The sequence below is a fragment of the Nesterenkonia pannonica genome, from assembly GCF_019575955.1.
Classification (GTDB): Bacteria; Actinomycetota; Actinomycetes; order Actinomycetales; family Micrococcaceae; genus Nesterenkonia; species Nesterenkonia pannonica.
In genome coordinates this window covers 431,908-450,512 of record NZ_CP080575.1, presented here as the reverse complement: position 1 = coordinate 450,512, position 18,605 = coordinate 431,908, and the positions used below count along the sequence as shown (strand labels likewise).

General features: G+C 67.8%; 27 protein-coding genes and 3 pseudogenes. 12 read left to right on the top strand and 18 right to left on the bottom strand.

Annotation, left to right across the window (positions count from 1 at the left end):
- The first annotated feature begins 35 nt into the window (after positions 1 to 35).
- Positions 36 to 1,505: pseudogene (locus K0H76_RS03400) on the top strand (FGGY family carbohydrate kinase).
- Here K0H76_RS03400 and K0H76_RS03395 read toward each other — a convergent pair.
- The 3 genes from K0H76_RS03395 to K0H76_RS03385 form a co-directional block, all read right to left on the bottom strand.
- Complete coding sequence (locus K0H76_RS03395) at positions 1,432 to 2,121, bottom strand: hypothetical protein (RefSeq protein WP_258934460.1); 690 nt, start codon at positions 2,119 to 2,121, stop codon at positions 1,432 to 1,434. The pseudogene K0H76_RS03400 and the gene K0H76_RS03395 overlap by 74 nt on opposite strands.
- A gap of 163 nt (positions 2,122 to 2,284) precedes the next feature.
- Positions 2,285 to 2,416 (bottom strand): hypothetical protein, encoded by a 132-nt coding sequence (locus tag K0H76_RS03390; protein WP_258934459.1) that lies wholly within the window; start codon positions 2,414 to 2,416, stop codon positions 2,285 to 2,287.
- Between the two features lie 203 nt (positions 2,417 to 2,619).
- Positions 2,620 to 3,204, bottom strand: a complete 585-nt coding sequence (locus tag K0H76_RS03385; protein ID WP_258934458.1) for an OsmC family protein — start codon at positions 3,202 to 3,204, stop codon at positions 2,620 to 2,622.
- 355 nt (positions 3,205 to 3,559) lie between these two features.
- Between K0H76_RS03385 and K0H76_RS03380 the strand changes: the two genes are divergently transcribed.
- From K0H76_RS03380 to K0H76_RS03360, 5 genes are all read left to right on the top strand, one after another.
- Positions 3,560 to 3,826 carry an ABC transporter substrate-binding protein gene (locus K0H76_RS03380; RefSeq protein ID WP_258934457.1) on the top strand — a complete coding sequence of 89 codons (267 nt, stop codon included), beginning with the start codon at positions 3,560 to 3,562 and terminating at the stop codon, positions 3,824 to 3,826.
- Complete coding sequence (locus tag K0H76_RS03375; protein WP_258935320.1) at positions 3,724 to 4,416, top strand: ABC transporter substrate-binding protein; 693 nt, start codon at positions 3,724 to 3,726, stop codon at positions 4,414 to 4,416. The genes K0H76_RS03380 and K0H76_RS03375 overlap by 103 nt, the downstream gene beginning before the upstream one ends.
- Before the next feature lie 225 nt (positions 4,417 to 4,641).
- Positions 4,642 to 5,226, top strand: a complete 585-nt coding sequence (locus K0H76_RS03370; RefSeq protein WP_258934456.1) for an ABC transporter permease subunit — start codon at positions 4,642 to 4,644, stop codon at positions 5,224 to 5,226.
- Positions 5,223 to 5,438 (top strand): hypothetical protein, encoded by a 216-nt coding sequence (locus K0H76_RS03365; RefSeq protein ID WP_258934455.1) that lies wholly within the window; start codon positions 5,223 to 5,225, stop codon positions 5,436 to 5,438. Before K0H76_RS03370 ends, K0H76_RS03365 begins: the two co-directional genes overlap by 4 nt.
- Positions 5,439 to 5,451: 13 nt before the next feature.
- A complete protein-coding gene (locus tag K0H76_RS03360; RefSeq protein WP_258934454.1) occupies positions 5,452 to 5,865 on the top strand; it encodes an ATP-binding cassette domain-containing protein in 414 nt (137 codons plus the stop codon).
- A 523-nt stretch (positions 5,866 to 6,388) separates the two neighbouring features.
- Here K0H76_RS03360 and K0H76_RS03355 read toward each other — a convergent pair.
- From K0H76_RS03355 to K0H76_RS03345, 3 genes are read right to left on the bottom strand one after another with little or no spacing between them, the layout of a single operon-like run.
- On the bottom strand, positions 6,389 to 6,622 hold the full coding sequence (locus K0H76_RS03355; protein ID WP_258934453.1) for a nitronate monooxygenase: 234 nt from the start codon (positions 6,620 to 6,622) through the stop codon (positions 6,389 to 6,391).
- 31 nt (positions 6,623 to 6,653) lie between these two features.
- Entirely contained in the window at positions 6,654 to 7,082 is a 429-nt protein-coding gene (locus K0H76_RS03350) for a nitronate monooxygenase (RefSeq protein ID WP_258934452.1), read from the bottom strand.
- Positions 7,083 to 7,126: 44 nt separating this feature from the next.
- A complete protein-coding gene (locus K0H76_RS03345; RefSeq protein WP_258934451.1) occupies positions 7,127 to 7,273 on the bottom strand; it encodes a hypothetical protein in 147 nt (48 codons plus the stop codon).
- A gap of 57 nt (positions 7,274 to 7,330) precedes the next feature.
- On the opposite strand from K0H76_RS03345, the gene K0H76_RS03340 reads away from it, so the two are divergent.
- The 5 genes from K0H76_RS03340 to K0H76_RS03320 all read left to right on the top strand — a co-directional run bounded on the left by K0H76_RS03340 (position 7,331) and on the right by K0H76_RS03320 (position 8,956).
- On the top strand, positions 7,331 to 7,567 hold the full coding sequence (locus tag K0H76_RS03340; protein ID WP_258934450.1) for a hypothetical protein: 237 nt from the start codon (positions 7,331 to 7,333) through the stop codon (positions 7,565 to 7,567).
- Positions 7,568 to 7,812: 245 nt separating this feature from the next.
- Complete coding sequence (locus tag K0H76_RS03335; RefSeq protein ID WP_258934449.1) at positions 7,813 to 8,247, top strand: EamA family transporter; 435 nt, start codon at positions 7,813 to 7,815, stop codon at positions 8,245 to 8,247.
- Positions 8,244 to 8,477, top strand: coding sequence for a hypothetical protein (locus K0H76_RS03330; protein ID WP_258934448.1), 234 nt, complete (start codon positions 8,244 to 8,246; stop codon positions 8,475 to 8,477). The genes K0H76_RS03335 and K0H76_RS03330 overlap by 4 nt, the downstream gene beginning before the upstream one ends.
- A gap of 20 nt (positions 8,478 to 8,497) precedes the next feature.
- Complete coding sequence (locus K0H76_RS03325; RefSeq protein ID WP_258934447.1) at positions 8,498 to 8,620, top strand: hypothetical protein; 123 nt, start codon at positions 8,498 to 8,500, stop codon at positions 8,618 to 8,620.
- Positions 8,621 to 8,647: 27 nt separating this feature from the next.
- Positions 8,648 to 8,956, top strand: a complete 309-nt coding sequence (locus tag K0H76_RS03320; RefSeq protein ID WP_258934446.1) for a hypothetical protein — start codon at positions 8,648 to 8,650, stop codon at positions 8,954 to 8,956.
- Between the two features lie 187 nt (positions 8,957 to 9,143).
- Here K0H76_RS03320 and K0H76_RS03315 read toward each other — a convergent pair whose 3' ends face one another.
- From K0H76_RS03315 to K0H76_RS03280, 8 genes and pseudogenes are all read right to left on the bottom strand, one after another.
- Positions 9,144 to 9,692, bottom strand: coding sequence for a TOBE-like domain-containing protein (locus K0H76_RS03315; RefSeq protein WP_258935319.1), 549 nt, complete (start codon positions 9,690 to 9,692; stop codon positions 9,144 to 9,146).
- Positions 9,693 to 10,111: pseudogene (locus K0H76_RS03310) on the bottom strand (ATP-binding cassette domain-containing protein); the annotation flags it as partial.
- A gap of 14 nt (positions 10,112 to 10,125) precedes the next feature.
- The gene (locus tag K0H76_RS03305) at positions 10,126 to 10,545 is read right to left on the bottom strand and encodes an ABC transporter permease subunit (protein WP_258934445.1); all 420 of its coding nucleotides are present in this window, start codon (positions 10,543 to 10,545) and stop codon (positions 10,126 to 10,128) included.
- On the bottom strand, positions 10,503 to 10,904 hold the full coding sequence (locus K0H76_RS03300; RefSeq protein WP_258934444.1) for a hypothetical protein: 402 nt from the start codon (positions 10,902 to 10,904) through the stop codon (positions 10,503 to 10,505). Before K0H76_RS03300 ends, K0H76_RS03305 begins: the two co-directional genes overlap by 43 nt.
- A 7-nt stretch (positions 10,905 to 10,911) precedes the next feature.
- Positions 10,912 to 11,559: an ABC transporter permease subunit gene (locus K0H76_RS03295; protein ID WP_258934443.1), complete on the bottom strand. Its 648-nt coding sequence runs from the start codon at positions 11,557 to 11,559 to the stop codon at positions 10,912 to 10,914.
- 147 nt (positions 11,560 to 11,706) lie between these two features.
- A complete protein-coding gene (locus K0H76_RS03290; RefSeq protein WP_258934442.1) occupies positions 11,707 to 12,735 on the bottom strand; it encodes a sulfate ABC transporter substrate-binding protein in 1,029 nt (342 codons plus the stop codon).
- A gap of 128 nt (positions 12,736 to 12,863) precedes the next feature.
- Positions 12,864 to 15,140, bottom strand: a pseudogene (locus K0H76_RS03285) (glycoside hydrolase family 3 C-terminal domain-containing protein).
- Positions 15,141 to 15,202: 62 nt separating this feature from the next.
- A complete protein-coding gene (locus K0H76_RS03280; protein ID WP_258934441.1) occupies positions 15,203 to 15,772 on the bottom strand; it encodes a carbohydrate ABC transporter permease in 570 nt (189 codons plus the stop codon).
- 83 nt (positions 15,773 to 15,855) lie between these two features.
- Between K0H76_RS03280 and K0H76_RS03275 the strand changes: the two genes are divergently transcribed.
- Positions 15,856 to 16,014 (top strand): hypothetical protein, encoded by a 159-nt coding sequence (locus K0H76_RS03275; RefSeq protein WP_258934440.1) that lies wholly within the window; start codon positions 15,856 to 15,858, stop codon positions 16,012 to 16,014.
- Between the two features lie 206 nt (positions 16,015 to 16,220).
- On the opposite strand, the gene K0H76_RS03270 is transcribed toward K0H76_RS03275, so the two are convergent.
- The 4 genes from K0H76_RS03270 to K0H76_RS03255 form a co-directional block, all read right to left on the bottom strand.
- Entirely contained in the window at positions 16,221 to 17,213 is a 993-nt protein-coding gene (locus tag K0H76_RS03270; protein ID WP_258934439.1) for a sugar ABC transporter permease, read from the bottom strand.
- A gap of 114 nt (positions 17,214 to 17,327) precedes the next feature.
- On the bottom strand, positions 17,328 to 17,951 hold the full coding sequence (locus K0H76_RS03265; RefSeq protein WP_258934438.1) for an extracellular solute-binding protein: 624 nt from the start codon (positions 17,949 to 17,951) through the stop codon (positions 17,328 to 17,330).
- Entirely contained in the window at positions 17,945 to 18,097 is a 153-nt protein-coding gene (locus K0H76_RS03260; RefSeq protein ID WP_258934437.1) for an extracellular solute-binding protein, read from the bottom strand. The genes K0H76_RS03265 and K0H76_RS03260 overlap by 7 nt, the downstream gene beginning before the upstream one ends.
- A 94-nt stretch (positions 18,098 to 18,191) precedes the next feature.
- A complete protein-coding gene (locus tag K0H76_RS03255) occupies positions 18,192 to 18,551 on the bottom strand; it encodes an extracellular solute-binding protein (RefSeq protein ID WP_258934436.1) in 360 nt (119 codons plus the stop codon).
- Positions 18,552 to 18,605: the final 54 nt, after the last annotated feature.

The following is an 18,605-nucleotide window of genomic DNA, read 5'->3' as shown; positions in this document are numbered from 1 at the left end:
CCCCACCTGTCCCACGCCCCTCCAAGGAGACCTCTATGGCACTCGTCGCCGGCATCGACTCCTCCACCCAGTCCTGCAAAGTCGTCATCCGTGACGCTGACTCCGGAGAGCTGGTGCGCCAGGGCCAGGCGTCCCACCCGAACGGCACCGAGGTGAACCCGCAGGCATGGTGGGATGCCCTCCTGAGCGCCATCGAGCAGGCTTACGGCCTCGACGACGTGGCCGCCGCGTCCGTCGGAGGCCAGCAGCACGGCATGGTCGCCCTCGATGCGCACGGCCAGGTCATCCGCGATGCGCTGCTGTGGAACGACACCCGCTCCGCTGAGGCGGCCGAGGCGCTCATCGCTGAGCGGGGCCACGTCACGGAGGGCTCAGACACTGCCAATGCTCTGGTCAACGGCGCTGCGGCCTGGGCCGAGGCGACCGGTTCGGTGCCCGTGGCCTCCCTGACGGTCACCAAGCTGCGCTGGCTGGCGGACGCGGAGCCTGCGAACGCGCGGCGTGTGGCCGCCGTCGCCCTCCCCACGACTGGCTGACCTGGAAGCTCTCCGGCTCGGCCTCGCTGGAGGACCTCGCCACGGACCGGTCCGAGGCATCGGGCACCGGCTACTGGGACTCCTCAATGGACCAGTACCGATACGACCTTCTCGCCCAGGCGCTGCGCATCTCCGAGGACGACGCCAGGGCCATCATCCTGCCGCGCGTTCTGGGCCCCAACGAGGCTGCCGGAACCGGCGACTCCAGCCGCGGCTGGGGCGAGATGGTGCTGGGTCCCGGGGCAGGCGACAACGCCGCCGCCTCGCTGGGCATCAACATGGGAACCGGGGACGTATCGATCTCCATCGGCACCTCCGGCGTGGTGGCCGCGGTCTCCCCAAACCGATTCTGGACCCCACCGGCCTCATCAACGGGTTCGCCTCCGCCACCGGTGAGTACCTCCCCTGGCCGTGACCCTCAACGGCTCCAGAGTTCTGGACGGGGTGGCTGAGATGCTCGGCGCCGACCACGAGCAGCTGGCCCAGCTGGCCCTGGCTGCCGAGCCGGGCGCGAACGGCCTGACGATGATCCCCTACCTCGAAGGCGAGCGCACGCCCAACCTGCCGCACGCCACCGGCTCCTTCGTGGGCATGTCGCTGGCCTCGATGAACCCCGCCGATGTGGCCCGGGCCGCCGTGGAGGGACTGCTGTGCGGCCTGGCCGATGGGCTCGAGGCGCAGACGGCACTGGGCGTCCCGGTCAGCTCGATCCAGCTGATCGGAGGAGCAGCCCGCTCCGCGGCTGTGCAGCGGATCGCCCCGGCCATCTTCGGCCAGGAGGTCCTGGTCCCGGAGCCGGGCGAGTACGTCGCCGACGGCGCCGCACGACAGGCTGCTTGGGTGCTCGCAGGCGGACCGACTCCGCCCTCGTGGACCGTCTCGGAGCTGAAGACGTTCACCGCTGAGCCGACCCCGCAGGTCCGGGAGCTCTACGCGAGCCGCTTAACACTCTACGCTGAGCGTCGCTGAGCCGAGGCCCGGGGATCAGCTCAGCTTCCCTTGGCGATCTCCCATTTGAGCTGCGCCTCTGAGGGGACTGCACCGGGAGGAACAGCGATTCGCGCAGGCGCCGGTTGGCGTCTGAGGTGACCACGTAGCCCTTGCCTCCCGAGGTCTTGCCCTCCAGCGCCGCCAGGGCGACGGCGAGCTGGCTTACCCTGAGGCGCAGCCGGAGCACGTCCCGGCGCTCCGGCGCCTCTGGCGTGCCGACGCAGCGGGCGTAGTCGCGCAGTGTGCTGCGTGCCTCCTCCAGCTGATCCTGCAGGCCGCTGAATTCGTCGAAGAACACCTCGTTGAGGCCGGGCAGGTTCGCCCGCGCCATGCGGAAGCTCGCTGTGGCCAGCCCCATGCAGAACGCGGACTGGAGGATGCCGAAGGTCGGTAAGCAGCGTCCGAGGAAGTCGTAGAAGTCTGTGGAGAGGACCTGCTGCGCCGGTATCCGCGCATCCTGGACCTTGACGTAGGTGGAGGCCGTGCCCTGCAGGGCGAGCAGGTCAAGATCCTTGCCCACCTCGACGCCCTCGGTGCTGAGCCAGAAGGCGACGACGGTGGGAACCGCTTGGTCTGCTCCTCGGTCCTGTCCCACGCGGCAGAGACGACGAGCGCGTCCGCGTAGAGGTTCGAGGCCCAGGGAAGGGTTCCGCTGAGCACCACGCTGCCTCCCTCTCGGACCATGCTCAGGTCCAGGGTGCCTACTCCTGCGAAGGTCTTGAACGCCGAGGCCATGCCGGAGACGCCGGGCACGGTGCCTAAGCCTGCAGGTCCGGGAGGATCGATCGCGCCCAGTCGGTGTCCGCAGCGGCCAGGTACTCGATGCACATGCGGTGCCCCCAGAGGGCGAACCCGCTGGCGAGTGAGCGCTCGGCCAGCGCTTCGATCACCGCCGCCTGCTTCAGGAGCTCGCCGCCGGCGTTGGTACGCGCCCAGGCTCAGCAGCTCGGCCCGCCCGAGCGCGGGAAAGATCTCGCGGGCGAAGGCGTCGCCCTGATCGACCGCCCGGGCGTTCTCCTGAGCGGAGGCGAGCGCCTCTGCGGGGATCTCAACGGAGGCCAGGGGCTCCTCGAGGGTGCGCTGCGCCATGCGGTCAGCCGTGGGAGGAGGCGTAGCCGTCTGCGTCGGCGTGGCCTCCGCCCACGGTGAGGCTGGTGTCGAAGGAAGCGGGGCGGGAGAACGTGTTGACCACCGGTGACCACTTGACGGCGTTCTCAGTGATCGCCTTGAGCGTCTCCTCATCCGCGTCGCCGTCGAGGTATACGTGCACGTTGACGTGGGAGACGCCGAGCACCTTGTCATCATCGAGGTCGCCGACTCCCCAGGTGGCTGAGATGTCGATCTGACCCTCGAGCTCCACCTCGACCTTGCTGAGCGTCACACCGCGCTTGGTGGCGTTGGCGACGAGTCCCACGGAGATGCAGGAGCCCAGGGCGCCGAGGGCGATCTCGGTGGGGTTGGGCGCCTCGTCGTCGCCGAGCAGCTTGGGCGGCTCGGAGATGAGGTAGCCCTCGTGGTCGCGCACGTAGTTGTAGTTCCGGAATCCGGAGTCCAGCACTGTCTTGGACTTGACCACCTTGTGCCCGTGCTCCGGCTTCTCAATGTTCTTGGCGGCCAGGCTGTCCAGGCCCTGCGGGTCGATCCCGTTGAACGTTCCTGTCACCGAGGTCTCAGTCATCAGCGGTTCTCCTGGGGTCTGGTAGGGCTGATCCTTAGCCGAGATGCTAGTCGCCGCGGCTGTGAGCGCGGAGAATGTCTCCCAGGTTACGACGACGCTGGCCTTGTATGTTCACAGTCTCTAACCTTCTCACCATGAACACACGCCCGGCGGCGGCCGGAGGGGACCCTTCCCTCAGCAGGCTGCTGACGCGGCGCCACTGCTGGGCCTGGGCGTCGGGACCACCGCGGCGGCCCTCCTGGCGGCCTGCGGCTCCCAAAGCCCCGGAACCGCAGGCGCAGCAGCGGCCGGGGCCTTCGATCCCAGCCTGCCTACCCCGGAGAACCTCGAGCAGACCGACATCACCATCGGATTCGTGCCCATCACCTGCGCCTCGCCGATCGTCAATGCGGCGGCGATGGACATCTACGCCCACTACGGCCTCAACGTCACCCTGCGCCGATACACCGGGTGGGGTGAGCTGTGGACCGCCTTCGTCGCCGGGGAGCTCGATGCCACCCAGCTCCTGGCGCCCATGCCCTGGCGATCCATCACGGGTTCGCCTCAGGCCAGCGGGACATCCGTCTGCCCTACGTCACCAACATCAACGGCAACGGCATCACCGTCTCGCAGCGGCTGGTAAGCGAGGTCAACGGCCCAGAGGACTTCAGAGGCCTGCGCATCGGCCTGCCCTTCGAGTATTCGGTGCACTACCTGCTGATGCTGGACTACCTCGTCTCCGGGGGCCTCGATCCGCATTCGGATGTGGATCTTCGCATTATGCGTCCGGCGGATATGGTCACTGCGCTCTCCGTGGACCAGATCGATGCGTTCTGCCTCCCCGACCAGTTCAACCAGCGCGCCGTCGCTGAGGGCATCGGCTTCATCCACACCCTCACCAAGGATCTGTGGGAGGACCACCCCTGCTGCAGCTTCGCCGTGGGGCAGGACTTCGCCGACGCCCATCCGAACACCTACACGGCCCTGCTGCGCGCCATCGGCGACTCCGCCCTGTTCATCGACGACCACGACCATCGGGCCGAGACCGCGGAGCTCATGGCCCAGCCCGCGTACCTGGGCCTGCCCGAGCCGGTGCTCACCGCGGTGCTCACCGGAGAGTTCCCGGACGGCACGGGGCCGAGCTCTCGGTACCGGAGCGCATCGGCTTCCAGCCCTACCCCCACGAGTCCTACGGCACCTGGATCCTCGATGCGCTGCAGCGGTGGGACCTGACGGGCGGGCAGCAGTTCAGCACCGGTGCGGAGTTCTCCGCGACGGTCTCTGAGGTCTTCGACTCCGACGCCGCGGCCTCTGTGCTCGATGAGCTGGGCGGCGTCACCGAGGAGCGCAGCGCCGAGACCGTCCTAGGCCGAACCTTCCGTCCCGAGAATCCCCTTGAGTGGAGCGAGCAGGTCGCATCATGACGAACGTCCCCAGAAGGCCTCATCCCCTCAGGCGGTGCAGGACGCTGCCCGCCGTGAGCGCACTCTGCACCGGGTGCGGACCGCCGCCCTGTTCGTGGTTGCCCTCGCCGCATTCCTGGGCATCTGGCAGCTCCTGACCCTGGGGTACGACGACGGAGGCCTGGCCCCACCCCCGCGGCCAGCTGGGAGCGGCTCATCGAGGTGCTCGGCGGCGCGTTCACGCACAACCCCGAACGATGTCGGCATCTTCTTCCACCTGCTGGCCTCGCTCCAGCGCGTGGCCCTGGGCTTCGGGCTCGCGGCAGTCGTGGCGATCCCGCTGGGGCTGCTGCTGGGCACTCACCGCAGCATCAACGCGGCTCTGGACCCGTTCATCCAGGTGCTGAGGCCGGTCTCCCCGCTGGCGTGGCTGCCCATCGGCCTTGCCCTGCTGCGGGACGCGGAGGGCACCGCCGTGTTCGTCATCTTCATGGCCAGCCTGTGGATCATCCTGATCAACACCATCGACGGCGTGAGCCGCGTCAGCCCCCTGTACCTGGACCTCGCACGGACCCTTGAGGCCACACCGGCCAACCGAACGCTGAAGATTCTGGTGCCACCACCCTTCCCGGCATCGTGACCGGGCTGCGCACCGCACTGTCCACCGCGTGGCTGGTGATCGTCGCCGCCGAGATGATCGTCGGAAACCGCGGCATGGGCACCTTCGTCTGGACCGAGTGGAACGCGATGAACATCAACAGCATCGTCGTCGCGATCCTCATCATCGGCGTCGTGGGCTTCGTCCTGGACCGCTCCATCGCCCAGCTGCACCGGCTCACTCCGAAGAGCTAAGAGGATCACGACCATGACCAGCACCGCACCGGCCCTGACCGTCGAGGGCATCACCAAGGGGTTCCCGCGTCGAGGACGCGGCTTCCAGCCCGTGCTGGGCGAAACCTCCTTCTCCATCGACCAGGGCGAGTTCGTCACCATCATCGGGCCCTCAGGATCCGGCAAATCAACGCTGCTGAAGCTGCTGGCGGGCCTGGAGACTCCCGATGCGGGCACCCTCACGCTCACCGGCGACCCGATCCTTCGACCCAGCCGCAGGCTCGGCGTCGTGTTCCAGCAGCACGTGCTCCTGCCGTGGATGAGCGCCCGGCAGAACGTGCTCTTCGCCCTGGAGGCCGATGGGCGCTCCGGCCGCTCGGCAAAGGACAGGAGGAGCTCGCGGACTATTGGCTGGACCTGGTGCAGCTGTCGGATTCAAAGGACCTGAAGCCCGCTCAGCTCTCCGGGGCATGCAGCAGCGGGTGGGGATCGCCCGCGCCTTCGCACTCGAGTCCGAGGTGCTTCTGCTCGACGAGCCCTCGGCGCCCTGGACGCTCTGACCCGCCACGCGCTGCAGCTGCAGCTGCTGCACCTCTCGGAGCAGGAGAGCCGCACCTTCGTGCTGGTCACCCACGATGTGGACGAGGCGCTTCTGCTGTCAGACCGCATCCTGGTGCTTTCCCAGGGGCCTGAGGCGCGAGTGACGCGCGACGTGCGCGTTCCCTTCCCCGGCCCCGGGACCGCGACACCGTCCAGGCCAGCCAGGAGTACCTCGCGCTGCGGCGCGACCTGCTGGACCTGCTCACCGCTCAGTCCTGACCGGCTCCTTCCGATCGGTCTGCGCCTTCGGCCAGCCATTCAAAGACACGTGCCGCAGGGCCCTCCGGGGCGCTCCGCCAGCCGGTGCCTAGCCCAGAGGTGCAGCCGCTGGGCGTCGCCGATCGAGCCTGCAGCTGCTCGGATGGGCTTGGTCAGGTGGTGCAGGGCGGGTAGGCCGTGGGCGCCGCCGCATGATGGCGGTCGATGAACCCGTTGCGCAGCGCCTGAGCCGGGCGCCCGGTGAACGCGCGGGTGAGCACCGTCTCCTCGAACTGCGGATCGGACAGGGCAGCCCGGTGAGTGGGCGAGGTGCCTGCCTCGTCCGTGCGCAGCAGCAGGGTCCCGACGACGACGGCCTCCGCACCGGCGTCGAGGATCCGGCGCACCGCATGCGGGCCGTCGACTCCGCGGCGCCGATCACGGGCAGCGGCACGCGGCTGCGAATCTGCCGCACCACATCGGGCGTCTCGACCGGTTCGGGGTCCGGTGCGGGTCATGCACGGCACTGTGCCCTCCCGCCTGCGGCCCCTGGACGACGAGGCCGTCGGCTCCGGCGCTGCGGGCCGATTCTGCCTCCTCGGCCGTGGTGACGCTGATAAGCACATGGGAGCTATTGTCCTGCAGGGCAGCGATTGCTGCAGGATCGGGGATTCCGAAGGTCATGGACACCACCGGCACGGGGTCTCCGGTGAGCAGCTGCAGCTTGGCGTTCCAGTGGTCGTCGTCGAGCACCGGCTCTGCGCTGAGGGTGAGACCGCACGCATCCGCTTCGGGTTGCAGCTGGGCCGCGTAGGCGCGGAAGGCCGCGCGGTCGGGGCTCCGGCCCTCAGGGACGAAGAGGTTCACTCCGAAGCCGACGCCGAGCAGGCGGGCCGCGTCGATCTCCTCCCTCAGCGCCTCGGGGTCTTGTACCCGCTTACGATGAAGGGGAAGGCTCCTGCTCGGGCGGCCGCCGCGGTCAGGTCCGGGCCGGTCGGACCTCCGGCCATAGGGGCGGCGGCCAGCGGCAGCCGAGAACTGATCAGCCGGTTCATCATCGAACCTCCTTGAAGGGGCGAGTCTTCTGCGGTCACGATATCCCCTAGGCTCTCCTGGTGATTGCTAAGCACCTGATGCAGATTCCGGGCCCGCCCTGGCTCATCGCTGTGGTCGCAATCTTCTTCATCCAGCTGACCTCGGCACTGTCGGTGCCGCTGATCGATATGGTCGGGCCCGTAAGCGCCGCCTGGCTGCGGCTCGGCATGGGTGCACTGCTGATGATCCTGCTGGCGCCCCTCCGCTGCGCCGCGTGCGCCGCCGCGACGTGCCCGTCCTGCTGGGGCTGGGACTGACGATGGGGTCACCACTGTGGCCTTCCTCGCCTCTTTGGAGCGGATCCCCTGGGCACGGCCGTGGCCATCGAGTTCCTCGGGCCCCTGACGGTCGCCGCCGTCCGCAGCGGAGGGCTGAAAGCCATGGTCTGGCCCGTGGGCGCCCTGGTCGGGGTGCTGCTGATGACTGAGCCGTGGGACGGTGAGGCCAACGTCGCAAGCATCGCCCTGGCTCTGATCGCGGGCGTGGGCTGGGAACCTACATCGTGCTGCTGCAGAAGGTCGGGGACCGGTTCACCGGTGCGGGCGCCCTGTCGATCGTGCTGCCGATCGCCGCAGTGGCCACCTCATTCCTCGGCATACCCCAGGCCGCCGGAAACATGGACCTCCGGGTGCTGGGCATCGCCCTGGGCCTGGCACTGATGGCCCCCGTCATCCAATACATCCTGGAGATGGCGGCCCTGCGGCGCATGACCGCCACCGCGTTCGGGACTCTGATGGCGCTGGAGCCCGCCGCAGCTCTGCTGCTGGGGCTGATCATCCTCTCCCAGGTGCCGACTGCGGTGCAGTGCGTCGGCATTGCGATCGTCGTCCTCACCGGCGCCGCGGCTCAGCGCGGCGGCAAGCGGGAGCCGCTGCTGAGGACCGGCCCGATCCCTATTCCTCCCCAGACACCGCCCCCGAAAGGACCAGCCCCATGAGCGAAGCGAAGGTCGGCATCGTCGTCACCGACCAGTACCGGCCCGGTGATGAGGACAAGGACACCGGCCCCCTGATCGCCGCGCTGGGCGAGCGGGGCGTCGCTGCGGAGCCCGTGGTGTGGCACCAGTGGCCCATGGGCCCGGAGCTCGCAGCAGCGTTCGACCTGCTGGTGCTGCGCTCCCCTGGGACTATCCGCAGCGCGAGCAGGAGTTCCGCTCCTGGCTGCTGAGGGCGCAGGAGCACGTCACGGTGCTCAACCCGCCCGAGGTGGTGATGTGGAACCTCGACAAGCTCTATCTGCGCGAGCTTGAGGACCACGGTGTGGCGACCGTGCCCACGCAGTGGGTCACCGGCCCTGCGGAGCTTGAGTAAGCACTGGCTGCTCACGGGAACGACTGGGTGGTCATCAAGCCGTCGCTCTCTGCGGGCGCGGTGGACACGGAGCTGCTGCGGGCGGATTCCCTCGAGGCCAAGGCCCTCGGTGCGCGCATCCTCGGGGCCGGTCGCACGGTGATGATCCAGCCGGAGATCCCGGAGCTCTCCGAGGGTCTGGAGAAGGCGGTGTACTTCATCGACGGCAAGCACACCCACACCATCGCAAAGGGGCACTCCTCGCCCGCGGCGGCGGATTCCTCGGCGGGCGGTACCTCGAGAATCCGCAGCCGGTCGAGGCCGCGGAGGAGGAGGCGGCCTTCGGCGCCCAGGTGATGCGGGCCGTCGAGCAGGCCACCGGCAGCACCACGCCCCTGTACGGCCGTGTGGACATCGTCACCGCTGCTCAGCACGGCACCGTGCTGCTGGAGGTCGAGCTGTTCGAGTAGGCGCTGAATCTGCATCGCGCCCCTGAGGCTGCTGACGCGCTCGCTGCGGCGATCACGGCGCGTCTGACCTCGCTCTAGACGGGGCGGAGCTCGGCGTTCAGGTGGGCCGCCACACGGACCGCATCCCCGAGGCCGATGCCCAGGCCCTGCATCTCCGTGCGCGTGAGCTGCACCTGCACGGGGCCCGGCTGGACGGAGGCGTCGAGGGTCACCTCGAGCCGGACTTCGAACCCGATCCTGTTCCACCGGGTGATCCGTCCGGCCCATCCGTCTCCCTCGGCCTCGGGCCGGATCACGACGTCGTGCGGACGCAGCTGCACAGGCCCCAGACGGGTGGCTTCGCCGATGAACTGGAAGACGAAGTCGGTGGCGGGACTGTCGTAGATCTCATCAGGAGTGCCCACCTGTTCGATCCTGCCCTCGTTGACCACCACCACCGTGTCGGCCACCTCCAGCGCCTCCTCCTGGTCGTGGGTGACGAACACACTGGTCACGTGCACATCCTCATGGAGTCGGCGCAGCCAGTCCCGCAGCTCCCTGCGGACTTTGGCATCCAGGGCGCCGAAGGGCTCATCCAGCAGCAGCACCGTGGGGTCGATGGCGAGCGCCCGTGCCAGGGCCATCCTTTGGCGCTGCCCGCCGGAGAGCTGGGAGGGGAGCTTGTGCCCGTGCTGGGAGAGCTGCACCAGCTGCAGCAGCTCGTCCACGCGTGCGCGGATCCGCGCTTTGGGCACCTTGCGGATCTCCAGGCCGAAGGCCACGTTCCTGGCCACGGACATGTGCTTGAAGGCGGCGTAGTGCTGGAAGACGAACCCGATGCTGCGCTTCTGGGCGGGCAGGACCGTGACGTCGCTGCCGTCGATCTGCACGGTGCCGGTGTCGGCCGACTCCTGACCCCGAGGATCCTGAGCAGGGTCGTCTTCCCCGACCCGGAGGGGCCCAGCAGTGCGGTGAGCCTTCCTGAGGGCACGGACAGGCTGATGTCCTGCAGGGCGACGAAGTCGCCGTAGCTCTTGCTCAGCTGTGAGATCTCGATCCCCATGGGCCTCCTTGTGGTCAGTGCCGCTCGTGCGGACGCAGGATGGTGACGATGCCCAGGGCGGCCACGGCCACCAGCGCCAGCAGAAACCCGACGGCGTAGGCCTGCCCGGTTTCGAACCCCTGGTGCAGGCGCTGCACCGCGATGGTGGCGGTCTCGGTCTGGTTCACGATGCCTCCTGAGACGATCAGGACCGCGCCGAATTCGCCGACAGCCCGCGCAAGCGTCAGCACCATCCCGTAGGCGACGGCCCACTTGATCGCGGGGAGCGTGATGCGCACCAGCACCTGCCGCCCCGAGGCGCCGAGCGACTGTGCGGCAGTCTCCTGCTCGACGCCGATCTCTCTGAGCACCGGAACGACGGCGCGCAGCACGAGGGGCAGCGAGACGAACGTCACTGCGAGCACGATGCCCGGAAAGCTGAAGATGATCCGCACCCCGCATCGGCCAGGGGCGCGCCGAGCACGCCGTTCACCGGCCCGTAGGCCAGCAGCAGGGCAAGGCCCACCACGATGGGAGAGACCGAGGCGGGCAGGTCGGTCAGCGCGGACAGCAGCCGCCGCCCGGGGAACCGGTGACGGACGAGCAGGATGCCCAGCCCGACGCCGAACACCGTGTTGAGCACCACCGCGCAGGCAGAGGCGGCGAGCGTCACGCCGATGGCCCTGCGCAGGGTGGGGTCGCTTAGGGCGATGGCCACGTAGTTCTCTCCGGAGAGGAAGGTCTCCTCGATCACCATCCACAGGGGCCAGGCGACGAGGAGGAACACATAGGCGACGACGAGGCCGACGCGCACCCCAGCTCTAGCCCTCATGCCGCGCCACTCTCCGGGAGATCAGGTCCAGGGCTCCGATGGCCGCCAGGGCGACCACCAGCAGGAGCACGGCGACGGCGGCCGCCGCAGCCGTATTGTCCGTCTCGATGTACGCCTGTATACGGACGGGAGCGCCCTCGGAGACATTGGGCCTGTTGCCGGTGAGGAGGATGAGCGCGCCGAACTCGCCCACCCCGCGGGCGAAGGAGAGCGTGGCTCCGGCAGCCACAGCTGGCGCCAGCGACGGCAGGATGATGCGCACGAACGTGGCGCCCTTAGAGGCGCCGAGGGATTCGGCGGCTCTCTCCACGTCGGCGTCCAGCTCCATGAGCACCGGCTCCACGGTGCGGACCACGAAAGGCAGGGTGACGAAGAGGATCGCCAGGAAGACGGAGTAGGGCGTGCCGAGAACGTTGATTCCCAGTGGGCTGTCGGGCCCGTAGAGGCTCAGCAGGACCAGGTAGGCGACCAGTGAGGGCAGGGCGAAGGGGATGTCGATGAGGAACTCGATCACCCGCCTTCCGGGGAACCTGTCCCGAACGAGCACCCATGCGATGAGCGTGCCCATCACGATGTTGACCGCGGTGGCGGCCAGAGCTGCGGTGAGGGTGAGCCGGATGGCATTGGCGGTCTGCACGTTGGTGAGCGTTGCCCAGAAGACCCCAGCCGTCCTCGACCGAGGCGACGAGGACCAGCGCCAGCGGCAGCAGCACCAGCAGTGAGAACCACAGGACGGAGATGCCCAGGGCCAGAGCCGCAGGACGGGTGAGGGATGCTGTGCGCATCAGCCGATCCCTGACTGCTCTATCGCCCGGGTGATGGTGCCGTCCTCGGCGAAGAACTCCTCGACCACGCTGTCCCAGCCGCCGAAGTGCTCATCCACCGTCCAGAGCGTCTCGACCGTCGGGTAAGGATCGGAGTGGTCTGAGGAGCCGTCGACCTCTCCGGGGTCCACGTCATCGGCCAGGTGGCGCAGGGGCCGGAAGCCGTACTGGGCGTACACCGACTGCCCCTCCGGGCTCAGGGCGAACTCGAGAAGATCCTCCGCCGCCTGAGGCGCCTGCTCGGTGAGGGCGGCCGGGTTCTCGATGAGCAGGTTCCGGTCGGGGACGATGTACTCGAAATTCTCCCCGGCCTGCCTACCCAGAATGGCCTCGTTCTCGTAGGAGAGCAGAACATCGCCCGTGCCGTCGAGGAATGCTGTGGTCGCGTCGCGGCCGGAGCCGGGAAACGCTTCGATGTTGGAGACCATACGGTCCAGGTAGTCGGCCGCGTCAGCCTCGGTGCCGCCGTTCTGGAGGACGGAGGCCCAGGCGGCCAGGATGTTCCACCGCGCTGCGCCGGAGGAGCCGGGGTTGGGGGTGACGACTCCGACGTCCTCTCGGACCAGATCGTTCCAGTCGGTGATGCCCTTGGGGTTTCCCTCGCGGACGATGAGCACGACGACGGATTCTGTGATCATGCCTCCGCTGGGGCCCTCGTCCCAGTCGGCGGACACCATCCCGGCGTCCTCGAGGCGCGTGAGATCGGGTTCGATGCTGAAGTGGACGAACTCTCCGGGGAGCCCGTTGGCGACCGCGCGGGACTGATCGCCGGAGGCTCCGTAGGAGGTGGCGTAGGTGGTGCTCTGCCCCTGAGGCGTCTGGGCGAAGGCGTCCGCCACGGCCGTGTCGGCCTCGGCGGAGACCGCGAATCCGACCATGGTGATCTGGTCGTCGACGTCGCCGTCTGCGCACCCGCTGAGGAGGGTCAGGCCTGAGAGCGCGAGGCAGGAGCCGCGGAATCTCTGAACATATTTAGGCCTGACGTGCACAGCTCCTCCTCTCTGAATCGGGCCGAAGCCCCAGATTAGAGGAGAAGAGGTGTGTGACGCCGCGTTCTGTCACGCGACGTCACACACGTCAGATCTATTTGTTTATAAGTTCAGATATTGTGCGGTGGTCAGCTGATGCGCGCGGGGGTGTCCAGCACCCGCGGCCCTGAGACTTCTCGAACCTCTCCGGTGAGGGTCAGCTCAGCCGACAGCGGCAGCTCCCCAGCGCTGGGGCTTACCCACAGATCGATGAGTCCGGGCTCCACGATCCGGCGGTAGTCGACGCCGGTGAAGGCGAAGCGGTCCGCGTGCACCCAGAAGGTGACCTCTTTGGACTCACCGGGCGCGAGCGGGTCCGCTGGTAGGCCAGGAGCTGCTTGACCGGTCGGGCCACCTGGGCATGCCGATCCCCGAAGTAGAGCTGCACGACCTCTTCCGTGGGCCGGTCCCCGGTGTTCGTGACCGTGACGCGAACGTTGGTCGTTCCGTCCACGGCGATGCGCTCGGCCTCCGTGCTGAGGCCGGAGTACTCCACGGTGGTGTAGCTCAGACCGTGGCCGAAGGAGAAGAGGGGCGTCGGGTCGAGGTTCGAGACGCCTTGGCTGTTCTGTCCGAGCGGGGCGGCGATGTAGCCGCTGGGCTGGCCGCCGGATCCTGCGGGGATGCCGATGGGCAGTTTACCGGTGGGCTCAGCGGCCCCGGAGAGCAGCTGCGCCAGGGCCGGGCCGCCCTCCTGCCCGGGGAAGAAGCTCTGCACGACGGCCGCGCAGCGCTCTGCAATGCCGCCGAGCGCGTAGGGGCGGCCTGCGACGAGCACCAGGACCACCGGCGTGCCGGTGGCCAGCGCCGCCTCGACGAGCTCCTGCTGGGCTCCGGGAAGCTTCAGGTCCTGCGCGTCGCAGCCTTCGCCGGAGGTTCCCTTGCCGAACATGCCTACCAGGTCCCCGACGGTGATGACGGCGAGGTCGGCGGAGCCCGCCAGCTCGGCAGCGCCGGCGATGTTCGAGTCGTCGTATCCGAGGATCGGAGCGCCGACGGCGTGGGTGATCTCCGCATCGGCGTAGGTCTCGCGCAGCGCGTCGAGGATGGTGGGGACCGGCACGCCGAGCCCGTTGTGCGGGAACCGGCCCTGCGGGTACTTCGCCAGCACATGGTTGGGGAAGGAGTAGCAGCCCATCATGGTGCGCGCGTCCTCCGCGGAGGGGCCGAGCACGGCGATCCTCTTCCCGGCTGCGTCAGCAGGGGCCAGGGGCAGGGTTCCGTCGTTCTGGAGCAGCACGAGCGACTTCTGGGCGACGTCGCGGGCGATCTGCTTATTGGCCTCCGAGTCCAGGTCCCGGCTCTCGTCGATGGTCGGCTCCCAGGACTCACCCTTGTGGGGAGCGTCGAGGAGACCCAGTTCGATCTTCTGCCGGAGCACCCGGGCGACCGCTGTGTCGATCACAGACTCGTCGAGCAGGCCGTCGCGCACCTGATCCGGAAGCGTCCGGTAGCCGCCGGTGTGCGGCAGCTCGACGTCCAGGCCCGCCGAGACGGCCAGCCGAGCAGCCTCAGCCTGGTCGGCGGCGACGTGGTGCATCTTTTCGAGGAACGCGACGGACCAGTAGTCAGCCACCACGGTCCCTTCGAATCCCCACTCGTCCCGCAGCAGCTCGGTGAGCAGCCAGTGCGAGGCCGCGGGGCTTCGCCGTCGATGTCGGCGTAGGAGTTCATGACCGAGCCGACCTTGCCGTCGCGCACCGCCATCTCGAAGGGGTACAGGATCAGGTCGATCAGCTCGCGGCGGCCCATGTGCACGGGGGCGTGGTTTCGGGCGGCTCGTGAGGCCGCATAGCCGCGAAGTGCTTCAGAGTGGCGATGATCCCGGCCTTCTGGAGGCCCTTCACATAGGAGGTGGCCAGGGTGCCGATGACGTAGGGGTCCTCGCCCATCGTCTCTTCGACCCGGCCCCAGCGAGCATCGCGCACCACGTCGAGCACGGGCGAGAGTCCCTGCTGCACGCCGACGGCCGCCATGTCCTCGCCGATGGCCCGCGCCATGCGTTCGATCAGCTCCGGATCGAAGGTGGCACCCCACGCGAGTGACGTCGGGTAGACGGTGGCCTGGTAGGCGGTGAAGCCTGTCAGGCACTCCTCGTGCGCGATGGCAGGAATTCCGAACCTGTTGCTCTCGACCACCGCAGCCTGGCGCCTGCGCAGGTCCGCAGCGCCTTCGGGCACGCTCAGCGGCTTGGTGCCGAAGGTGCGTGTCAGGTGCCCAAGCCCGTCGACGATCTCCTCGTCGAAGGGAAGCTTCCCGGCAGACATCGCATCCTCCATGGGTGCGACATCACCGTCGGCCTCCTCGTTGCCGTCCTCCATCTCCCAGTGTGCGCCGAGCTGGGAGACCTTCTCTTCGAGGGTCATCTTGGCCAGCAGCGCATCGACGCGCTCGTCGACGCTGAGGGATGGGTCGTTCCAGGGTCCGGTCACGTGATCAGCCACGAGGCCCCTTTCAGGTGTGTCACGGGTGGGGAGTGCGGAGAGGTGCTCGTCCTACTTGGAGAAGCGGCGGTCAGGCCCGCCACAATGTAGCGGCGGCCCACGATGTAGGCGGCCAGCAGCGGCAGTGCGGACAGCACCACAGCGGCCAGGGTGGCGGGGGTGTCCACACCGAACTGGCCCTGGTACTCCCAGAGGCTCAGGGGCAGCACGCGGACGTCTCTGGACTGGGTGAGGACCAGCGGGAACAGGAACCCGTTCCACACCTGCAGCGCCTGGTAGATGCCGACGGTCATCAGAGCGGGCATCGACATGGGCAGCACGAGCGAGCTCAGGATCCTCCACTCGCTTACTCCGTCGACCCTCATCGATTCGAAGAGCTCGTTGGGGATGTCCCGGACGAAGTTCACGATGATGAGCACGCTCAGCGGGATGGCGAAGGCGATCTGGGGCAGGATCAGCGCCCAGAGGGTGTCGTACAGGTTGAGATACTGGATCAGGTAGTAGACCGGGATGATCGTGGCCTGCACGGGGATTGCGATTCCGAGCAGGATCACCTGGAAGAGCTACCCCGCCCCAGCTGGTGGATCGGGTGATGTAGTAGGCGGCCATCACGGACACCGCGAGCACCACCACCACCGTGGAGATGGTCACGATCACCGAGTTGAGGAAGAAGTGGAAGAAGTCGTTCTCGATGACCCTGACGAAGTTCTGCAGGGTCGGTTCGGCGGTGGGGATCAGCTGGTTGCTGGCCGCAAGGTCCTGCCGGGACCGGAACGCCGTGATGACGATGAAGTAGATCGGCAGGATGATGATGCCCAGCCAGACCCATCCCATGACGCCGCGGCGACGTTGGGGATTCGTAGGGCTTTGCGGGCTTGGTGCCCCGGCCCTTGGGGCCGAAGGCTTTGGTGCCCTGGGCGCCGCCCTTGGGCTCCTTGGGGTCCAGGGCCTGTCCGGCGTCGGGCTGGCTAAGCCTGCGTGGAAGCGGTGTGGGTCATCGGTTCAGGCACCTGCCTTGTCGGACTGCATCTTGGTCGAGCCGGACAGCACGTTCAGCATCAGCGACAGCGCCAGGCCGATCGCCACCAGGATGACCGCGATCACGGACGCGTTGCCCAGGTTGTGGGCGCTGAAGCCTTCGATGTACATGTCGAGCGGCAGGATGCGCACCGCGTTGGCGGGCGAGCCTCCGGTGAGCACGTAGATGAGGTCGAAGTAGGTGAGCGAGCCGACCAGCATCAGGGTGGACGATGTGATGAAGGTGTACCGCAGCTGCGGCATGGTGATGGAGAAGAACTGCCGCACCCGGCCTACGCCGTCGAGCGTCGCCGCCTCGTACATGCTCTGCGGGATCTGACGGACTCCTGCCTGGTACAGCAGGGAGTGGAAGGGGATGAAGCACCAGCCGACCACGAAGATCATCACGAACATGACGATGTTGGGGTTGGACAGCCAGTCGTTGGGCAGCGGCGCCCAGTCCAGCGCCGCGGAGATCCCGTAGTTCGGGGAGAACAGCGACTGGAAGGTCAGGCCGACCGCCACCGAGCTGAACAGCAGCGGCAGGAAGTAGAGCACTGCCAGCAGGGCCCGATACTTCTGGGCTCCTGCCATGAACACGCCGAGCAGCAGCGCCACCGGCATTTGGAACAGGTATGACCCGACAACGAAGTAGAGCGTCAGCTGAAGGGCGCGCCAGGTGAAGTCCCGGTTGGTCAGCACGGTCTCCCAGTTGCTGAGGCCGACCCACTCCACGGTGCCCCGGATGGTCTGCCAGTCCAGGAAGGAGATGGCAATGACCCCGGCGAGCGGGACGAGGGCGAAGAACCCGAAGAACGCCACGGCGGGCAGCGCCATCAGGAAGGAGGGGCCCTGTCTGCGGACGCCCGATGTCTTGGGCGAGGGCGAGGCAGGTGATGCCTTCTGCCCTCCGGGCGCCCCGGGACCCTGTGGGGTCTCCGGGGCGTCCGTGGAGCGGGGTGCGGCAGTCTCAGTCATCAGTGAGGTGTCTTATTCCCGTATCAGTTGCTTGCGTTGTCCATGTTCTCCGCGAACTCTTCCGGAGTGATGTTTCCGGCGAGGATCTCGGAGAGGTTGTCCATGAGCGGCTGCTCAAGCTCGGGCATGACGGCCTGGTCCCAGGACAGCTGGAAGTGGTTGGCGTTGTCGACCTGCTCGTCGGCGAAGGTGAGGAAGTCCTCGGCCTCGGTGCCTTCGATCCGGTCGCTGATGTCGTTCAGCGGCGGAAGGGAGCTTAAGATCGAGCATGGTGTCCACGGCCTCATCGTTGTAGAGGTGCTCGCTGATGTAGTCCATGGCGTCCTGCTGGTCCACTTCGGGAGCGTCAGCGGAGACCGACCAGTAGTTCGCCGGGTTTCCGACGAGGTTGCTCGGGTCGCCCTCGCCGTCCTCCAGCTCAGGGAAGGTGGTGAAGCCGAAGTTGCCCGAGTCTGCGAACTCAGGGAAGTCCATGTTGATGGTCGCGTAGACCCAGGATCCCTGAAGCAGCATGGCTGCCTGGCCGTCGGCCAGCAGCTGGGCGTCCTCGTTCTGAGCGGCGTCGATGCCGTTGTAGGTGTCGATGTATCCGCCGTTCTCGCCGAGGTCCTGCATGGTCTCGAGCGCGAAGAGGACGGATTCGTTGTTCCAGGAGTCGCCATCCTCGATGATTCCGGTGAACTGCTCCTCGCCGCCGTGACGGTCAGTGAGGTACTGCAGCCACATCAGGCTTACCACACGGAGCCGCTTACCAGGGAGAAGGGCGCGATGTCGTTGTCGTTGAAGACCTCGATGGCCTCCTCGACGTCGGACCAGGTCTCGGGCACCTCGATGCCGACCTCGTCGAAGAGCTCCTGGTTGTAGTACATGACAACGGGCTGCACGTCGTTGAGGGAACGGCGTAAGTTTCGCCGTCGACGACGCCGTTCTCCCAGATCGCATCGTAGACACGGTCCTCAAGGTCTCCGGTGTTGTCAGTCAGGGCACCACGCGCTCGGCCTCGACGTACTCGAGCAGCGCGCCGCCGGTCCAGCTCATGATGAGCGTGGGGGCTTCGCCTGCACCGACTGCCGTGCGGATCTGCTCCTTGTAGGCGTCGTTCTCGTAGGCTTCGACGCTGATGTCCTGCTCGGGGTTCTCTTCGTTCCAGCGCTCGAAGTCGTCCTCGATCTGCGGCCAGCCGCCGCCGGTGAGGACCCATGCGGAGGCGTCGCCGCCGCCTTCGCCGTCCCCGCCGCCGTTGCCGTCGCCGTTGTCGCCGCCGCAGGCCGTCAGGGCCACCAGTGACGCGGCCGAGAGTCCGGCGATTCCAGCTTTGAGTGTGAGATGACGCGCCATTGCGTACGTCCTTTCGGATCAACCTGCAGGTCTCCCCAACGGTCCGGATGACTG